14 protein-coding genes are annotated in these 15,815 nt (G+C 71.7%); 7 read left to right on the top strand and 7 right to left on the bottom strand.

Going from position 1 to position 15,815, the window contains the following annotated elements; all coding sequences use genetic code 11:
- Positions 1–2: 2 nt before the first annotated feature.
- Genes ACTYVM_RS08630 through ACTYVM_RS08615 form a run of 4 tightly spaced genes read right to left on the bottom strand, consistent with a single transcriptional unit; the run spans position 3 to position 3,931 of the window.
- Positions 3–905: a sugar phosphate isomerase/epimerase family protein gene (locus tag ACTYVM_RS08630; protein ID WP_445525324.1), complete on the bottom strand. Its 903-nt coding sequence runs from the start codon at positions 903–905 to the stop codon at positions 3–5.
- Positions 906–909: 4 nt separating this feature from the next.
- Positions 910–1,827: an ATP-binding cassette domain-containing protein gene (locus tag ACTYVM_RS08625; protein ID WP_445525323.1), complete on the bottom strand. Its 918-nt coding sequence runs from the start codon at positions 1,825–1,827 to the stop codon at positions 910–912.
- Between the two features lie 5 nt (positions 1,828–1,832).
- Positions 1,833–2,903, bottom strand: coding sequence for an ABC transporter permease (locus ACTYVM_RS08620; RefSeq protein ID WP_445525476.1), 1,071 nt, complete (start codon positions 2,901–2,903; stop codon positions 1,833–1,835).
- 5 nt (positions 2,904–2,908) lie between these two features.
- Positions 2,909–3,931 carry a sugar ABC transporter substrate-binding protein gene (locus ACTYVM_RS08615; RefSeq protein ID WP_445525322.1) on the bottom strand — a complete coding sequence of 341 codons (1,023 nt, stop codon included), beginning with the start codon at positions 3,929–3,931 and terminating at the stop codon, positions 2,909–2,911.
- A gap of 298 nt (positions 3,932–4,229) precedes the next feature.
- Between ACTYVM_RS08615 and iolC the strand changes: the two genes are divergently transcribed.
- From iolC to ACTYVM_RS08585, 6 genes are all read left to right on the top strand, one after another.
- Entirely contained in the window at positions 4,230–5,225 is a 996-nt protein-coding gene (gene iolC, locus ACTYVM_RS08610) for a 5-dehydro-2-deoxygluconokinase (protein WP_445525321.1), read from the top strand.
- 12 nt (positions 5,226–5,237) lie between these two features.
- Positions 5,238–6,116, top strand: a complete 879-nt coding sequence (locus ACTYVM_RS08605; protein WP_445525320.1) for a Cgl0159 family (beta/alpha)8-fold protein — start codon at positions 5,238–5,240, stop codon at positions 6,114–6,116.
- A gap of 118 nt (positions 6,117–6,234) precedes the next feature.
- On the top strand, positions 6,235–7,128 hold the full coding sequence (gene iolB, locus ACTYVM_RS08600) for a 5-deoxy-glucuronate isomerase (protein WP_445525475.1): 894 nt from the start codon (positions 6,235–6,237) through the stop codon (positions 7,126–7,128).
- A 7-nt stretch (positions 7,129–7,135) separates the two neighbouring features.
- Positions 7,136–9,019, top strand: a complete 1,884-nt coding sequence (gene iolD / locus ACTYVM_RS08595) for a 3D-(3,5/4)-trihydroxycyclohexane-1,2-dione acylhydrolase (decyclizing) (RefSeq protein ID WP_445525319.1) — start codon at positions 7,136–7,138, stop codon at positions 9,017–9,019.
- Positions 9,020–9,084: 65 nt separating this feature from the next.
- On the top strand, positions 9,085–9,870 hold the full coding sequence (locus ACTYVM_RS08590) for a GntR family transcriptional regulator (RefSeq protein WP_445525318.1): 786 nt from the start codon (positions 9,085–9,087) through the stop codon (positions 9,868–9,870).
- Positions 9,871–9,964: 94 nt separating this feature from the next.
- On the top strand, positions 9,965–10,507 hold the full coding sequence (locus ACTYVM_RS08585) for a GNAT family N-acetyltransferase (RefSeq protein ID WP_445525317.1): 543 nt from the start codon (positions 9,965–9,967) through the stop codon (positions 10,505–10,507).
- Positions 10,508–10,519: 12 nt separating this feature from the next.
- Here ACTYVM_RS08585 and ACTYVM_RS08580 read toward each other — a convergent pair whose 3' ends face one another.
- Positions 10,520–10,930 (bottom strand): VOC family protein, encoded by a 411-nt coding sequence (locus tag ACTYVM_RS08580; RefSeq protein WP_445525316.1) that lies wholly within the window; start codon positions 10,928–10,930, stop codon positions 10,520–10,522.
- Positions 10,931–11,231: 301 nt separating this feature from the next.
- On the opposite strand from ACTYVM_RS08580, the gene ACTYVM_RS08575 reads away from it, so the two are divergent.
- The gene (locus ACTYVM_RS08575) at positions 11,232–11,996 is read left to right on the top strand and encodes an alpha/beta fold hydrolase (protein ID WP_445525315.1); all 765 of its coding nucleotides are present in this window, start codon (positions 11,232–11,234) and stop codon (positions 11,994–11,996) included.
- On the opposite strand, the gene ACTYVM_RS08570 is transcribed toward ACTYVM_RS08575, so the two are convergent.
- Positions 11,985–12,542, bottom strand: coding sequence for an NUDIX hydrolase (locus tag ACTYVM_RS08570; protein WP_445525314.1), 558 nt, complete (start codon positions 12,540–12,542; stop codon positions 11,985–11,987). The genes ACTYVM_RS08575 and ACTYVM_RS08570 overlap by 12 nt on opposite strands.
- Positions 12,543–12,547: 5 nt before the next feature.
- Positions 12,548–15,796 carry a DEAD/DEAH box helicase gene (locus ACTYVM_RS08565; protein WP_445525313.1) on the bottom strand — a complete coding sequence of 1,083 codons (3,249 nt, stop codon included), beginning with the start codon at positions 15,794–15,796 and terminating at the stop codon, positions 12,548–12,550.
- Positions 15,797–15,815: the final 19 nt, after the last annotated feature.

Here is a 15,815-nt window from a genome sequence, read left to right as displayed (position 1 = left end):
GGTCAGGCGCCGCAGGACCTGAGGAACCTGCGCGTGCGCACCGCGATGGGCAGCGGTGTGTCCGGCTCGCACGGGTACATGTCCTGCTCGACGATCGCGAAGAGGTCCATTCCGAGCGCCTGCGCCGCCGTCAGGACGGGTTCGAGGGCCGGCACTCCGGACGGCGGCTCGCACATCACGCCCCGCTGGACCGCCGGTCCGAAGGGGACCTCGTCCGCCACCACCTCGGCGAGGATCTCCGGGTCGACCTGCTTGAGGTGCAGGTAGCCGATGCGCTCGCCGTAGGTCTCGATCAGCTTGACGCTGTCGCCGCCGCAGTAGGCGTAGTGCCCGGTGTCCAGGCAGAGGCTGACGAGACCGGAGTCGGTGGAGTCGAGGAAGCGTTCGACGTGGGCCTCGGTGTCGATGTGGGTGTCGGCGTGCGGGTGGACGACGATGTCGAGGCCGTACGTCTCCCTGACCTGGCGGCCGAGCCGTTCCATGCCCCGGGTCAGGTGCGTCCACTGCTCGCCGGTCAGCTCGGGCGGCTCCAGGATCTCGGCGGTCTTGTCGTCGCGCCAGAAGGAGGGGATGACGACGAGGTGGCGTGCGCCCATGGCCCGGGTGAGTTCGGCGACCTGGCTGACGTGTTCCCAGGTGGACTCCCACACCGACGGGCCGCGGTGCAGGCCGGTGAAGACGGTGCCCGCCGAGACCTTCAGGTCGCGCCTGGCCACCTCGTCGGTGAGCCGGGCCGGGTCGGTCGGCAGGTAGCCGTAGGGGCCGAGTTCGATCCAGGAGTAGCCGGCCTCGGCGACCTCGTCGAGGAAGCGTTCCCACGGCACCTGCCGCGGGTCGTCGGGGAACCAGACGCCCCAGGAGTCGGGGGCGGAGCCGACCCGGATGCGGTCCAGCACGGGGGCCATGTGATCAGTTCCCTTCGGTGGGTGCCGGTGCGGGCGCGGTGGACGGCGCGAGGTCCTCGGCCTCCGGGAGTTCCTCGGTGCCGACGCCGCGGACCTGTGACAGCTCGTGCCTGAGGGCGGCGAGTTCGGTGCCGCCGGCCATGTGGTGGGTCAGCTCCTCCAGGCCGATCTCGCTGCGGTCCGCGCTGAGTTCGAGGGTGCCCAGGCGCAGCACGCTGAAGTGGTCGCCGACCAGGTAGGCGTGGTGGGGGTTGTGGGTGATGAAGATGACGCCGAGGCCGCGGTCGCGGGCGGCGGCGATGTACTTCAGCACGACGCCGGACTGTTTGACGCCGAGGGCGGCGGTGGGCTCGTCCAGGATGAGGACGCGGGCGCCGAAGTGGACGGCGCGTGCGATGGCCACGCACTGGCGCTGGCCGCCGGAGAGCGTGCCGATGGGCTGTTCCAGGTCGTCCAGGACGATGCCCATGTCGCGCAGTTCCTCGTCCGCGGTGCGCTTCATCCGGGCGATGTCGAGGCGGCGGACGGGCCAGGGGCCCCGGGTCAGCTCCGAGCCGAGGAAGAAGTTCCGCCACACCGGCATGAGCGGGACGGTCGCCAGGTCCTGGTAGACGGTGGCGATGCCCTTGGCGAGGGCGTCGCGCGGGCTGGAGAAGCGTACCGGTGCGCCGTCGACGAGGAACTCGCCCTCGGTGTGCTGGTGCAGCCCGGAGATGATCTTGATGAGGGTGGACTTGCCGGCGCCGTTGTCGCCGAGTACGCAGGTCACGCGCCCGGGGTGGACGGCGAGGTCGACGCCGTGCAGGGCGCGGATGTTGCCGTAGGACTTGCCGGCGCCGCGCAGTTCGGCGACGGGCCCGTCGGCCGGGGGCGGGGATTCGGGGAGGACGGCGCCGTGGACTGCCGCCTTGTCGCTGGTCATGTCGGTCACCTCCGGGTCGCCGTGCGCCGGACCCACAGATTGATGAGGACGGCACCGAGCAGCATCACACCGAGGAAGGCCTTGAACCAGTCGGGATTCCAGCCCGCGAAGACGATGCCCTGGTTCACCATGCCGAACATGAAGGCGCCGAAGACGGGTCCGACGGCGGAGCCGTAGCCGCCGGTGAGCAGGCAGCCGCCGATCACGGCGGCGGCGATGTAGATGAGCTCCTGGCCGACGCCCTCGCCGGACTGCACGGTGTTGAAGGAGAACAGCTGGTGCATGCCGGCGAACCAGGCGCCGAAGCCGACCAGCATGAACAGGGTGATCTTGGTGAAGGTGACGGGCACGCCGACCGCGCGGGCGCTCTCCTTGTTGCCGCCGACCGCGAAGATCCAGTTGCCGTACTTGGTGCGCAGCAGGACCCAGGTGGCCAGTGCGGCGAAGACCAGCCACCACACCACGGTGATCTTCACCTCGACGCCGCCGATGTCGAAGGACGAGGCGAAGACGGCCTTGGCCTGGTCGAAGCCGTCCATGTCGCTGACGTCGTCGGTGGCCACGTTGCCGGTGACCAGTTTGGTGACGGCGAGATTGACGCCCTGGAGGATCAGGAAGGTGCCGAGGGTGACCAGGAAGCTCGGCAGCCCGGTCCTCACCAGCAGCCAGCCGTTGAAGGCGCCGATCCCCAGCGACACCGCCAGGGCGACGATCACTCCGGCCCACACGTTCATGGTGAGCTGGTAGCTGAGCATGCTCGCGGTGAGCGCCGAGGTGATCACGGCGACACCGGAGGAGAGGTCGAACTCGCCGCCGATCATCAGCAGCGCCACCGGCAGGGCCATGATCCCGATGGTCGACGACTGGTACAGGACCGTCGCCATGGAACCGCCCTGGCGGACCGAGGGCGCGGCGACGAGGAAGAACACGAGCACGGCGACGGCGCCGAGGAAGACCCCGACCTCCGGGCGGGACAGCAGTCTCCGCGCCGGCGAACGCCGTACGGTGCGGCCGTCGGTCCGCCGGGGGCCGGGAGCCGGCGGTGTGCCCACCGCCGGCACGGCCTGCTCGGACATGTCGCTCACCGGGTGCCCTTCGCGGCGAACGCCGCGATCCTGTCGACGTTGGACTTGTCGACGAAGGCCGGTCCGGTGAGCACCGGCTGCTCTCCGCCGCCGCTGTAGTTGCCGTTGTTCTTGTACAGCCACAGGCCGTCCACGGCCAGGTAGCCCTGGAGGTAGGGCTGCTGGTCGACGGCGAACTCGATGTCGCCCTTCTTGATGGCGCCGGTCAGCTCCTTGTTGAGGTCGAACGTGGCGACCTTGGCCTTGCTGCCCGCGTCGCCCACCGACTGCACCGCGGTCATCGCGACCGGGGCGCCGAGGGCGACGACGTGGTCGATGGAGCTGTCCTGCTTGAGCTTGGCGGTGATCGTCGACTTCACCGACGGCCTGTCCGCGCCGTTGACGTAGAGGTTCTCGATCGAGCCCCGGAAGGTCTTCTTCACGCCGTCGCAGCGCTGGGTCAGGCCGACGTTGCCCTGCTCGTGGATCACGCAGACGGCCTTCTTGGCGCCGACCTCGTTCAGCTTCTTGCCGAACGCCTCGCCCGCCACCGACTCGTCCTGGCCGAAGAACTCCAGCAGGTTCAGCTTCTTCCAGTCGTTCAGGCCAGAGTTGAGTCCGACCACGGGTATGCCGGCCTGCTCGGCCTTGGCCAGCACGTCGCGCATCGCGTCCGGCTTGGCGAGGGTGACGGCGATGCCGTCGACCTTCTGGTCGATGGCGTTCTGGACGAAGTTGGCCTGGGTGCCGGCGTTGGGGTCGGCGGAGTAGACGAGCTTGATGTTGTCCTTGGCCGCGGCCGCCTCCGCGCCCTTGCGGACGATGTCCCAGAAGGTGTCGCCGGGCGCCTGGTGGGTGACCAGCGCGACCGTCATCCGGGGCGTGGTGGCCTTGCCCGCGGTGCCGCCGCCCCCGTCCCCGCCCCCCTCGGCCTTCTTTCCGCCCGAACCGCTGGAACATCCGGCGAGGGCCAGGGCCGCCACCGCGACCACGGCCACGACGGGAGCGACTCGGCGGGAGCGGCGAGAAGAGCGGTCCATCTTTCGTGCACCTCACTGTGGCTGGGAAAAGCTCGGGGGGAACTCGGCGGAACTCAGGGGAACTCGGCGGAACTCGGGGGAACTTCGGTTGGGACGGGATCCAATCCCCTGGCGCACCCGCTGTCAATACTTTGTCAAGACATCCGTTCACGAGCTGGTCCGAATGTCAGAACAAACGCTTGACAGTGGGACCGTCCGGGTCCTACATCTGGGAGGCGGCAGGTCCCGGGATCCGCGCCCCCACCGTGGCGGGGCGCCCCGGGGTCCGCACCCCAGCCCAGCTCGAGGAGCGTCGCGCATGGCAGAGCCCGTTGAGTCCGCTGAGTCCGCCCAGTCCTTCGACCTGATCACCATGGGACGCATCGGAGTCGATCTCTACCCCCTGGAGTCCGGCGTACCCCTGGCGCGGGTGGAGACCTTCGGCAAGTTCCTCGGCGGTTCCGCGGCCAACGTGGCCGTCGCCGCGGCCCGGCTCGGCCGTTCCACCGCGGTGATCACCCGCACCGGCGACGACCCCTTCGGCGCGTATCTGCACGAGGCGCTGCAGGGCTTCGGCGTCGACGACCGCTGGGTCACGCCGGTCGCCGCGTACCCGACCCCGGTGACCTTCTGCGAGATCTTCCCGCCGGACGACTTCCCCCTGTACTTCTACCGCCGGCCCAAGGCCCCGGACCTGGAGATCCACACCGGCGAACTGGATCTCCGCGCCATCCGCGCGGCCCGGATCTTCTGGGTCACCGGCACCGGCCTGAGCGCGGAGCCGAGCCGCTCCGCCACCCTCGCCGCCCTGACGGCGCGCGACAGGGCGGGCACCACCGTCTTCGACCTCGACTGGCGCCCGGTGCTGTGGGACGACACAGCCCGGACGGATCCCGCCCACGCCCGCCCGTACTACGCCGAGGCGCTGGCGCACGCCACCGTGGCGGTCGGCAACGTCGACGAGTGCGAGATCGCCACCGGCGTGCGCGAACCCGAGGCCTGCGCCGAGGCGCTGCTGGCCGCCGGGGTGGAACTGGCGGTCGTCAAACAGGGCCCCAAGGGCGTCCTCGCCGTGAACCGGGACGGCACCCGGGCCGAGGTCCCGCCGGTGCCCGTCGAGGTCGTCAACGGCCTCGGCGCGGGCGACGCGTTCGGCGGCTCGCTCTGCCACGGCCTGCTGTCCGGCTGGGACCTGACGACGACCATCCGGTACGCCAACGCGGCCGGCGCCCTCGTCGCCTCCCGCCTCGCCTGCTCCTCCGCGATGCCCACCCGTGCGGAGGTCGACGGCCTCCTCGCGCGAGCCACTGCCTGAACGGAGCCTGCCTTGACCCTCAGCATCCCCGACCTCACCGCGGTCCGCGCCCGGCACCCCGAGGCCGTCGCGGAGGCGGCCGCGCGCCGGGTGCGCCGCCCGCTGATCGGCGACAGCGGCCGGCTGATGATCGTGGCCGCCGACCACCCCGCGCGCGGCGCGCTCGGCGTCGGCGACCGCGGACTCGCCATGGCCAACCGGGCCGACCTGCTCGAACGCCTGTGCGTCGCACTGTCGCGGCCCGGCGTCGACGGAGTGCTCGCCACCGCCGACGTCCTGGAGGACCTGCTGCTCCTCGGGGTGCTCGACGGCAAGGTCGTCATGGGCTCGATGAACCGCGGCGGCCTGTCCGGCGCCTCCTTCGAGATGGACGACCGCTTCACCGGGCACCGCGCCCGCGACATCGCCCGGCTCCGCTTCGACGCGGGCAAGCTGCTGCTGCGCATCGACTACGACGACCCGGGCTCACTGACCACCCTGGAGTCCACCGCGCGGGCCGTCGACGAGATGGCCGAGCTGCGCCTGCCGGTCTTCGTCGAGCCGTTCATCGCGCGCCGCTCGGGCGGCAGGGTGGCCAACGACCTGTCCGCCGAGGCCGTCACCCGCGCCATCGCCATAGCGTCGGGCCTGGGCGGCACCTCCGCCTACACCTGGCTGAAGCTGCCCGTCACCGAGGACCCGGACGACATGGCCGAGGTCCTGCGGACCTCCACGCTGCCCGCCGTGCTGCTCGGCGGCGAGATCGGCGACGACCAGGAAGGCGCCTACGAACGCTGGCGCAAAGCCCTCGAACTCCCCACCGTGCAGGGCATGGTCGTCGGCCGGTCGCTGCTGTACCCGGCCTCGGGCAGTGTGGAGAACGCGGTCGACACGGCTGTGAGCCTGCTGTGACCGAGTGACCGAGTGACCGAGTGACCGAGTGACCGGGTGACCGGGTGACCGGGTGACCGGGTGACCGGGGCCCTGCGGAACGGCCCCAGGAGGCATCTTCGTGACAGGAGGCATCTTCGTGACCAGTCCGTACCACCTCCCCGCCGGAAAGGCCCTCTCCGGGCCCTACGCCGTGGACGTGAGCCCGGAGTCCGCCCGCTGGGGCCACGCCGGCCTGCGCGTGCTGGAGCTGCCGCCGGGTGGCTCGCACACCTTCGACACCGGCGACAGCGAGTGGATCGTGCTGCCGCTCGCCGGCGGCTGCACGGTCGACGCCGACGACGACTTCGGCAGCGACACGTTCCGACTGACCGGCCGCGAGAGCGTGTTCAGCGGGGTGAGCGACTTCGCCTACGTACCGCGCGACACCCGCGTGACCGTCTCGTCCTCCGGCGGCGGGCGGTTCGCGCTCACCGGCGCCCGCTGCACCCGGCGCCTGCCCGCCCGCCACGGTCCGGCCGCCGGCGTACCGGTGGAGCTGCGCGGCACCGGCACCTGCTCCCGCCAGGTCAACAACTTCGGGGCCGCGGACGTCTTCGAGTGCGACAAGCTGATCGCGGTGGAAGTGATCACCCCGGGCGGCAACTGGTCCTCCTTCCCGCCGCACAAGCACGACGAGCACCGGCCGGGCGAGGAGTCGGTCCTGGAGGAGATCTACTACTTCGAGTTCGCCGGCCACGGGAGCACCCCCGGCCTCGGCTACCAGCGGGTCTCCCCGTCCGGTCACGGCCGCGAGACGGACGTGCTGGCCGAGGTGCGCGGCGGTGACGTGGTGCTGATCCCGGACGGCTGGCACGGGCCGTCGATGGCCGTGCCCGGCCACCACATGTACTACCTCAACGTCATGGCGGGACCGGATCCCGAGCGCGCCTGGCTGATCCGCGACCACCCCGACCACGCGTGGATCCGCGGCACCTGGCCCGAACAGCCCGTCGATCCCCGCCTGCCCCTGTACACCGCCCCTTCCCCGTGAGGTCACGATGAGCCACTCGACGATCCGCCTCACCACCGCCCAGGCGCTGGTGCGGTTCCTCGCCGCCCAGTACACCGAGCGGGACGGCGTACGGCACCGGCTGATCGCCGGCACCTGGGGCATCTTCGGCCACGGCAACGTGGCCGGCCTCGGACAGGCACTGACGGAGGCGGGCGAGGACGTCATGCCGTACCACCAGGGCCGTAACGAGCAGGCCATGGTGCACGCGGCGGTCGGGTACGCCCGGCAGTGCGGCCGGCTGTCCACGCAGGCGGTCACGACGTCCATCGGACCGGGCGCCACCAACCTCGTCACGGGTGCGGCACTGGCCACGATCAACCGCCTGCCAGTGCTCCTGCTCCCCGGCGACTACTTCGCCTCGCACGCCGCCGACCCGCTGCTCCAGCAACTGGAGCACCCCGTCGAGGCGGACGTGTCGGTCAACGACACCCTGCGCCCGGTCTCGCGCTGGTTCGACCGGATCACCCGCCCCGAGGCCCTGATCCCCTCCGCCCTGAACGCCATGCGGGTGCTGACCGACCCGGCCGAGACGGGGGCGGTGACCCTCGCGCTGCCGCAGGACGTGCAGGCGGAGGCCTTCGACTGGCCCGCGGAGTTCTTCGCCGAGCGGGTGTGGCGGGTACGGCGTCCCGCCCCGGACCCGGCGGAACTCGCCGACGCCGTACGGGCCGTGCGGGCCGCCCGGCGCCCGCTGGTCGTGGCCGGCGGCGGCGTCCACCACAGCGGGGCCGAGGACGCGCTGAAGGCGCTCGCCGACGCCACCGGCATCCCGGTCGCCTCCACCCAGGCGGGCAAGGGCTCGCTGCGCCACGACCACCCGGCCGACCTCGGCGGCATCGGCCACACCGGCACGGCCGTCAGTGACGACCTCGCCCGCACCGCGGACCTGGTCGTCGGCGTCGGGACCCGCTACACCGACTTCACCACGGCCTCCGGCACGCTCTTCCAGAACCCGGAGGTCCGTTTCGTCAACCTCAACGTCACCGCGTTCGACGCCCACAAGCTGGCCGCCACGACCCTCGTGTGCGACGCGCGGGCCGGCCTCACGGCGCTCACGCGGGCGCTGGCCGGACACCGCGTGGACGCCGGGTACGAGGCCGAGTACCGCGCCGGGAAGCAGCGCTGGGAACGGGTGGTCGAGGCGGCGTTCGGCACCGGTGACGACAGTGCCGTACCGACCCAGAGCCAGGTGCTGGGCGCGCTGGACGCGGTCGTGGGCGACGACGACGTGGTGATCAACGCGGCCGGATCCCTCCCCGGTGACCTCCACAAGCTGTGGCGGGCCCGCTCCCCGCGCCAGTACCACCTGGAGTACGGCTACTCCTGCATGGGCTACGAGATCCCGGCCGCGATCGGGGTGCAGCAGGCCGCGCCGAACACGCCGGTGTGGGCGCTGGTCGGCGACGGCACCTACCTGATGCTGCCGACGGAGATCGTCACCGCCGTCCAGGAGGGCCTGCCCGTCAACGTGGTACTGGTCCAGAACCACGGGTACGCCTCCATCGGCGACCTGTCGGAGTCGGTGGGCGCCGAGCGCTTCGGCACCGCCTACCGCTACCGGGCCGCCGACGGCTCCTTCACCGGCGCGCCCCTCCCCGTGGACCTCGCCGCCAACGCCGCCAGCCTCGGCATGGACGTGCTGCGGGCCAAGACGGTCGGCGAACTGCGCGTCGCGCTCGGTACGGCCCGTGCCTCCGACCGCCCGACGTGCGTCTACGTCGAGACCGACGTCGAGCGTCCCGCCCCGGCCGCTCCCCCGGCCGAGGCCTGGTGGGACGTGCCGGTGGCCGAGGTCGCCGCCCACGAGGCCGCCGTCCGGGCCCGCGTGCGCTACGACCGCGAGGCGGTCGCCCGCCGCCGCCACCTGTGAACGCACCATGAAGGCAGGTCACTTGAGCCCGTGTCCACCAAGCGCGACCCTGAGGGGGTGCCGCCGTGGCGACGACCGGTGACCGGTCCCGTCCCGGGTCCGTCCGTGCGCTCGACGCCCTGGACTTCGCCCTGGACCGGAACAGTCCGGTGCCGTTGTACCACCAGTTCGCCCAGCAGTTGGAGGCCGCGATCGAACACGGGCTCCTCACCCCGGGGAACCTCCTGGGCAACGAGATGGACCTGTCCGCGCGGCTGGGCCTGTCCCGCCCCACGGTCCGCCAGGCCATCCAGTGCCTGGTCGACAAGGGCCTGCTGGTACGGCGGCGCGGCATCGGCACACAGGTCGTGCACAGCACGGTCAGGCGCTCCCTGGAGCTGAGCAGCCTGTACGACGACCTGGAGGCGGCCGGGCAGGGCCCGACCACCAGGGTGCTGCGCAACGAGCGCGTGCCCGCGACTGCCGACGTGGCCGCCGCGCTCGGCCTCGCGGAGGGCGGCGAGGTCACGGTGCTCGAACGGCTGCGGTGCACCCACGGGCGGCCGGTGGCGTTCCTGCGCAACCACCTGCCGGCGGTCCTGCTCGAACCGGACACCGCCCGGCTGGAGGCGACGGGCCTGTACCGCCTGCTGCGCTCGGCGGGCATCACCCTGCACAGTGCCCGCCAGACCATCGGGGCCCGCGCGGCCACCGCCGAGGAGGCCCTCCTGCTCGACGAACAGCAGGGCGTGGCCCTGCTCACCATGCGGCGGACGGCCTACGACGACACGGGCCGCCCGGTCGAGCTCGGAACCCATGTGTACCGCGCGTCCCGGTACACCTTCGACTTCCAACTGCTGGCGAGGTCGTAGCACCATGTCGTGGCTCCATGACGGCCGCCGCGCCAACCGGTGGCTGCCGCTTAATGGTTTGCCGCCGGCCGGACCGGTCGGATAGGAAGCTTGCATGCTAAGGGGCAGCAAGATCGGGCTCAGAGCCCGGCACGAGGACGACATCCCGATCCTGGAAGCCGAGCTCTACGACGACGTGGTCAACACCTCGCGCGCCGCGGGCCGGCCGTGGCGGCCGATCACGCCCGGCTCGCAGGAATCGCAGTTCGTGGTGGACGACAAGGAGCAACGGCACGTCCCGTTCTCCGTGGTGGAGCTGGACGGAGGCACGCTGGTCGGCAGTGCGTTGCTGTGGAACATCGACGACCACAACCGGTCCGCGCACATCGGCCTCGGGCTGCTGCCGTCCTGCCGCGGCAAGGGCTACGGCACCGACGTGGTCGCGGCGCTGTGCCACTACGCTTTCGTCGTGCGCGGCCTGCACCGGCTTCAGATCGAGACCCTGTCGGACAACGCCGCGATGCTCCGCTCCGCCGAGCGCAACGGCTTCGTCCGCGAGGGCGTGCTGCGCTCCGCGGCCTGGGTGATGGGCGAGTTCCTGGACGACGTAGTCCTCGGACTCCTCGTCCAGGACTGGAAACCGGACGCGAAGGCCTAGGGTGCCGATGTGCTACCTGTTGGACCAGGTCCGCGTGGACAGCACCAACAGGTAGCCGTCCGGATCCTCGAGGGTTACGCCCCAGGTGTCCCAATAGGGGTTGTGAGCGGGCACCCGCTTCCCACCGTGTCGTTCGAGCCGTTCCACCAGGGAGTCGGGCACCGGCTCGCCGAGGTAGATCACCAGCAGGTCCTCCGGAGTCGGGCGCGGATCCATGGGGGCAGCGGGATCGTGGACGAGCTCCAGGTGCCAGGCGGCGTCGGGCCAGCCAACCATGAGAAGAGAGTGCCGGCCAGGAGTACCGTCCGCCGCGTGCCGGTAGAGGACGTCGAGACCGAGACCCGAGACCCAGAAGTGTTCCGCCACTTGAAGGTCACGTGACGGGCGGGCGATGCGTATATGAGCCGTGGCGTCAGCCGACAACGTGCTGCCTCCTGATCGGTGCGGCTCGTCATGAACCGGCGGGTGGTGAAGAGCCTAGAGAGCAAGTGATCGTCCGCCCATCGGGCGCTGGTCCTAGGTCTGCCACGCGGGCGGGCGAAAAGGGCTCGCCGGGGCGGTGATCGGGCTGGTAGCTTGCGGGTGACCGTGACGCCGCCCGAGGAGGTGAGACCCATGAACGCTGTATGGACGTGGGTGCTCCCCCTTTCCGTCACGGTCGGCGACTGACGTAGGTGCCGCCGGGAGCGCCTGGACAACAAGGCACTCCCGAAAGGCAACACCTGTGCATTCTCTGCAGTTCACCGCCGAGTCGTCGTCGAACGGCATGGTCGAGCGCGACTTCACCGTGGGCGACGTCCCCGGCGTTCTCTGGTCGCCGGCTCCCGGCACCGGTCGCGCGCCGCTGATCCTGATGGGCCACGGCGGCGGCAACCACAAGAAGCATCCGGCGATGGCCGGCCGGGCCCAGCGCCTCGTGACCGGGTGCGGCTTCCACGTCGCCGTCATCGACGCGCCCGGTCACGGCGACCGGCCGCGCAGCGCGCACGACGAGCAGGAGATCGCCGAGCTGTACCGGGCGAGGGCGGCGGGCGAGCCGGAAGGGCCGATCGTCGTCCGTTACAACGCCCACCTGGCGGAGCTCGCCGTGCCCGAATACCAGGCGACCCTGGACGCCCTCCAGGAACTTCCGGAGATCGGCGCCGACGGGCCGGTCGGCTACTTCGGCCTCAACATGGGCACCGCGATCGGAGTGCCCCTGGTGGCGGTCGAACCCAGGATCACGGCCGCGGTCTTCGGCCAGCACTGGCCCGACGCCCTGGTGGAGAAGGCGAAGCGGATCACCGTCCCGATCGAGTTCGCCGTGCAGTGGGACGACGAGCACATCCCGCGCGAGGCCGGTCTCGCGCTGTTCGACTCCTTCGCCTCGAAGGAGAAGACCCTCCACGCCAACGCGGGCAGGCACAAGGAACTGCCCCGTTTCGAGGCCGACAGCGCGGTCCGCTTCTTCGCCCGCCACTTCGGCGGACCGCTCACTTCACCGGCCTGACCCGGACCTTGCCGGTCGGCCTCCCGCGCCTCGCGCGTCCGGCAAGGGTCCGGCCGACCGGCTCAGGTCCCGGTACCGGTCGAATGCCTCCCGGGCGTCCGCAACGAACTGCCGCCGTCGTACGAGGGATTCGAGCTCCCTCTCGGTGACCCAGTCGTGCCAGGCGATTTCCAGGGCATTCGGCCGGACGGGGGTCGTGATGACGACCTCGTGCAATCCAAGCCAATAGGGACTGATCGCGCCCGCGCACCGGAATTTGAAAACGAAGCGCGGGGCGGCCTGGACGCCCAGCTCCTCGGACAGTTCCCGGGCTGCCGCCTCTTCGTAGGACTCACCGACGTCGGCGGCACCGCCGAGCATCCAGTTGTACTGGCCCGGAAAGCGGACCGCGTCGTCCGGGCGCCGGTGGACGAGGAACCGTCCGTTCTCGCCCCGGCAGACGATCGTGGCGATGCGGTGCAGCCGGCCCAGGCGAACCGCCTCGGCCCGGTCGACGACTCCCACTACCCGGTCCTGCTCGTCAACGTGGTCAACCAGTTCGCCCATGGGGCTCAGCCTTCCTCCGCGGACCCGACGCCGTTGTACACCGCGAGCCAGCCGGCGGCGAAGCGGTCGCCGCGGGTGAAGACCGCTGCCCCCCGTCGGCCCTTCGAGGGATCGTCGGGGTAAGTGAGCGGGTGGTCCAGGGGGGCCGATGTGCCGTCCGCCGCGTACCGGACCGTCGTCGCCCCGTCCCACAGGCAGATCACCGCACCATGCGGGGCCTCAACGCGCGGGGAGCCGGGGCCGGAGGCAAACGCGGCGCCCGTGGCCCGCTGTTTCAGCAGGGTCCGGTAACGCTCCGGTGAGAGCGCGCAGTCACGCGGCGGGGTGACGCCCGACCAGTCCGGGGCGCCCACGCCCCGGTCCCGCGCGGCACGCCACATGCGCGGGACGAGGCGAGCGGCGAGTTGCGGCGTGGCCATGCGCCCGCACATCCACAGCAGCCGCCCGGCACCGCGGCCGGGCCCGAGTGTCCGCCAGCGGACGCGCTCGGCGAGGTCCGCGGCCACGACGGCCGCCCACGGGTGGACGGTGCCCAGCTCGCCCTGGGCTCCCAGCCAGGCCAGGTAGCGCTGGGCCTCGTCCAGGATGCCGGTCAGACTGTCGGCAGGGATGCCGAGTACGTACCCGCCGCGGGCGGCGAACAGCCGCGGGCTCCTGGAGACCAGCAGCAGCACCGCGTGGGCCAGGTCGCCCGGCAGCAGCCCCTCGTCCTTGTCCGGCAGCCCCCGGTCGTGCTCCAGCCCTTCCGCGTGGCCCCGATGGTGCAGCACCCGCCGCAGCGTGGCGCGCGCCCGGTCGGTGAAGGCCGCTTCCGCCAGTTCGGGGAGCTGCCTGCTGAGCAGCTCGGTCAGGAGGAGTTCGGCATGATCCGGCTCCTCCGGCACCCGCAATCCACCGACGCCTTCGGCCAGTTCGCGCGCGAGTTCGGCATCGACCATGAAACGGCTGGTCAGCGTGCCCAGTTCGGTGGCTTCCAGGAACTCCGCGCCCTGAGGGCCCGGGGAGATGCGCAGGAATCCCGCCTCCCCCAGGTAGAGCGCGGCGTCATGGAGCGGTTCGACGCTGTCGTGCCCCTGATGGAAGGCGAACGTGCCGGTCCACCAGTCCTCGGCCTCCTTCATCGAGCCCACCCGGCCCTGCACCACCTCGGCGAGAAGGTGGTTGGGCAGCCGGTCGCCGATGCGGGAGCGCACGGTGTAGCCGGCGGACAGCCGGGCCTGCCACTCGGGACGCTCCGTCTCGTCCGCCAGCAGGAAGGCCCAGCCCTCCCGTTCTCCCGCGCCGACCCGCCCGGCACGGCCGAACATCTGCTGCACCATGGACACTTCGATCCGGTTCCGGCCCAGCCGGACGTCGCGCACGACGACGGCGCGGGCGGGGAGGTTCACTCCGGCGGCCACCGTGGACGTCGCGACCAGGACGTCGATCTCGCGGGCTCGGAAAGCCCGTTCGGCCTCGCGTTTGAACGGCCAGTCGCGGTAGTGCAGTCCCACGCCGGCGCCGCCGCACAGACGCTCGACGAGTTCCGTGTCGTCCGCGTCGACGCCACGGGTCGGCACACCCCGGTCGGCCGCGAGGGCGAGTGCCGTCGCACGCACCCCGCGCTTGCTGCTGCAGAAGACCAGCACACTGCCGCCCTCGTCGGTGAAGGCCCGAGCCAGCCGCACGGCCGTGTCCGTGCGGGCCTTGACGGCCTGCGTGGACCGTACGCCGTCCCGCGGCGCCGGAAGCATGGGGATCTGCCAGGTCAGCCGGGTGGGCCGCCACGAGGTCCGGATCAGCCGGGCCCCCAGCCACGCGGCGACCTGGCCGGCGTTGGCCACGGTTGCCGAAAGCCCGACGACGCGGGTCAGGGCACTGTCCTCGCGCACCCGCGTGAGCACCGCTTCCAGCACGGCGCCGCGCCCCGGATCGCCGAGCAGGTGGATCTCGTCGACCACCAGGCAGCCGACCTCGGCGAGGGCACCGCCAAGAGATCCGTTCCGGCAGATCGCCTCGAACTTCTCGGTCGTGGCGACCCAGACGTCGGCCTCGCGGATCAGTTCGGTGTCGACGGCGTACTCGCCCGTGAGCCGGACGACCTCCAGTCCGTGCCGCCGCCAGTTCTCGAGTTCACGGTCGAGTTCGTCGGTCAGCGACCGCTGGGGGACGAGCCAGGCCGCCTTGCGCCCGCGGGCATGCGCCCGCAGTGCGGCGACCATGCCGATCGGCGTCTTGCCCGCGCCGGTCGGGGCGACGACGATCAGATGGTCGTCGCTCTCCATCACCGCCGGGACGGCGTCCGCCTGGGCGGGATTGAAGGTGGGGTACGGCAGCAGACCGGTCCACTCCTCGGGAACCAGGTCGGTCACCGGTACGTACGGGGTGTCGTCGGCGACCGGAAGGTCCTTCAGGGCGTCCCACTGGGCCTCGAACGCGTCCCGGGCCGCGTGGGCCCCGGGGCCCTCGACGGGCGCGGACGGCATCGGGGATCCATGGGCGGGGAACGCGCGGACCGGATGGGCCACCAGCCCCGAGGTGGTGCCGACGTCGGTCACGGTGCCGACCTGTTCGCCCTCGATCCAGTGCCGGGCGCTGCGCGACGGTACGCCCCGCGCCGTCAGGTGCGCGCGCAACTCGTCGAAGGCGGGGCCCTCGGGGAGGATGACGCGGATGTCGTCGGCCGCCCACACGGCCTCCTCGGACGGTCGCCAGGCCGGGTCGGTCACCTTGCACCACATCAGGCGGCGCCGCTCACGCTCCCTGGGCACCGGGAGGTCCGCGGGCCAGGCCGGTCCCGGGGATGCGGCGATCACCCTGAGGGGGGTGAGGGGGGTGATGGTGACTCCGGGCTCCGCGGGACAGGGGCCGAGGAGCGCCTCCTCGACACTCGCCGCCGGCATCGGTTCCGTCACCTTCAGCCGTGGGGCCTCCAGTCGAGGGGCCTTCGGCCGTGGGACCGAGGTCCTCCTCGCCGTGGGCCGCGGCCACAGCTTGTCGTAGGTCTTCACACCGAGGTCGGTGAGAGTGTACGCCGCCGGGCAGACCGGGCAGACGACGGCCACGTAGCGGTAGACGCGCCCACCCGATTCGTACGGTCTGCGGAGCGCGTACATGCGCCCGTCGCACTCCGGGCAGGCGCGGGGCACCTCCTCCTCGTAGCTCCACCCCGGTTCTGTGAAGCGGTCGATGAGCCGGTCGTCCTGCAGCGCGACGCCCCAGCGCCCGCGGACGACTTCCACGACCGTCTGGCCGAACTCGGCCGCCTCCCCCACGAGTTCCCCCTGTCGGCCC

This window comes from Streptomyces cyslabdanicus (genome assembly GCF_052663305.1).
The sequence above is the reverse complement of the archived record's forward strand: the minus strand, read 5'-3'. Positions and strand labels throughout refer to the sequence as shown.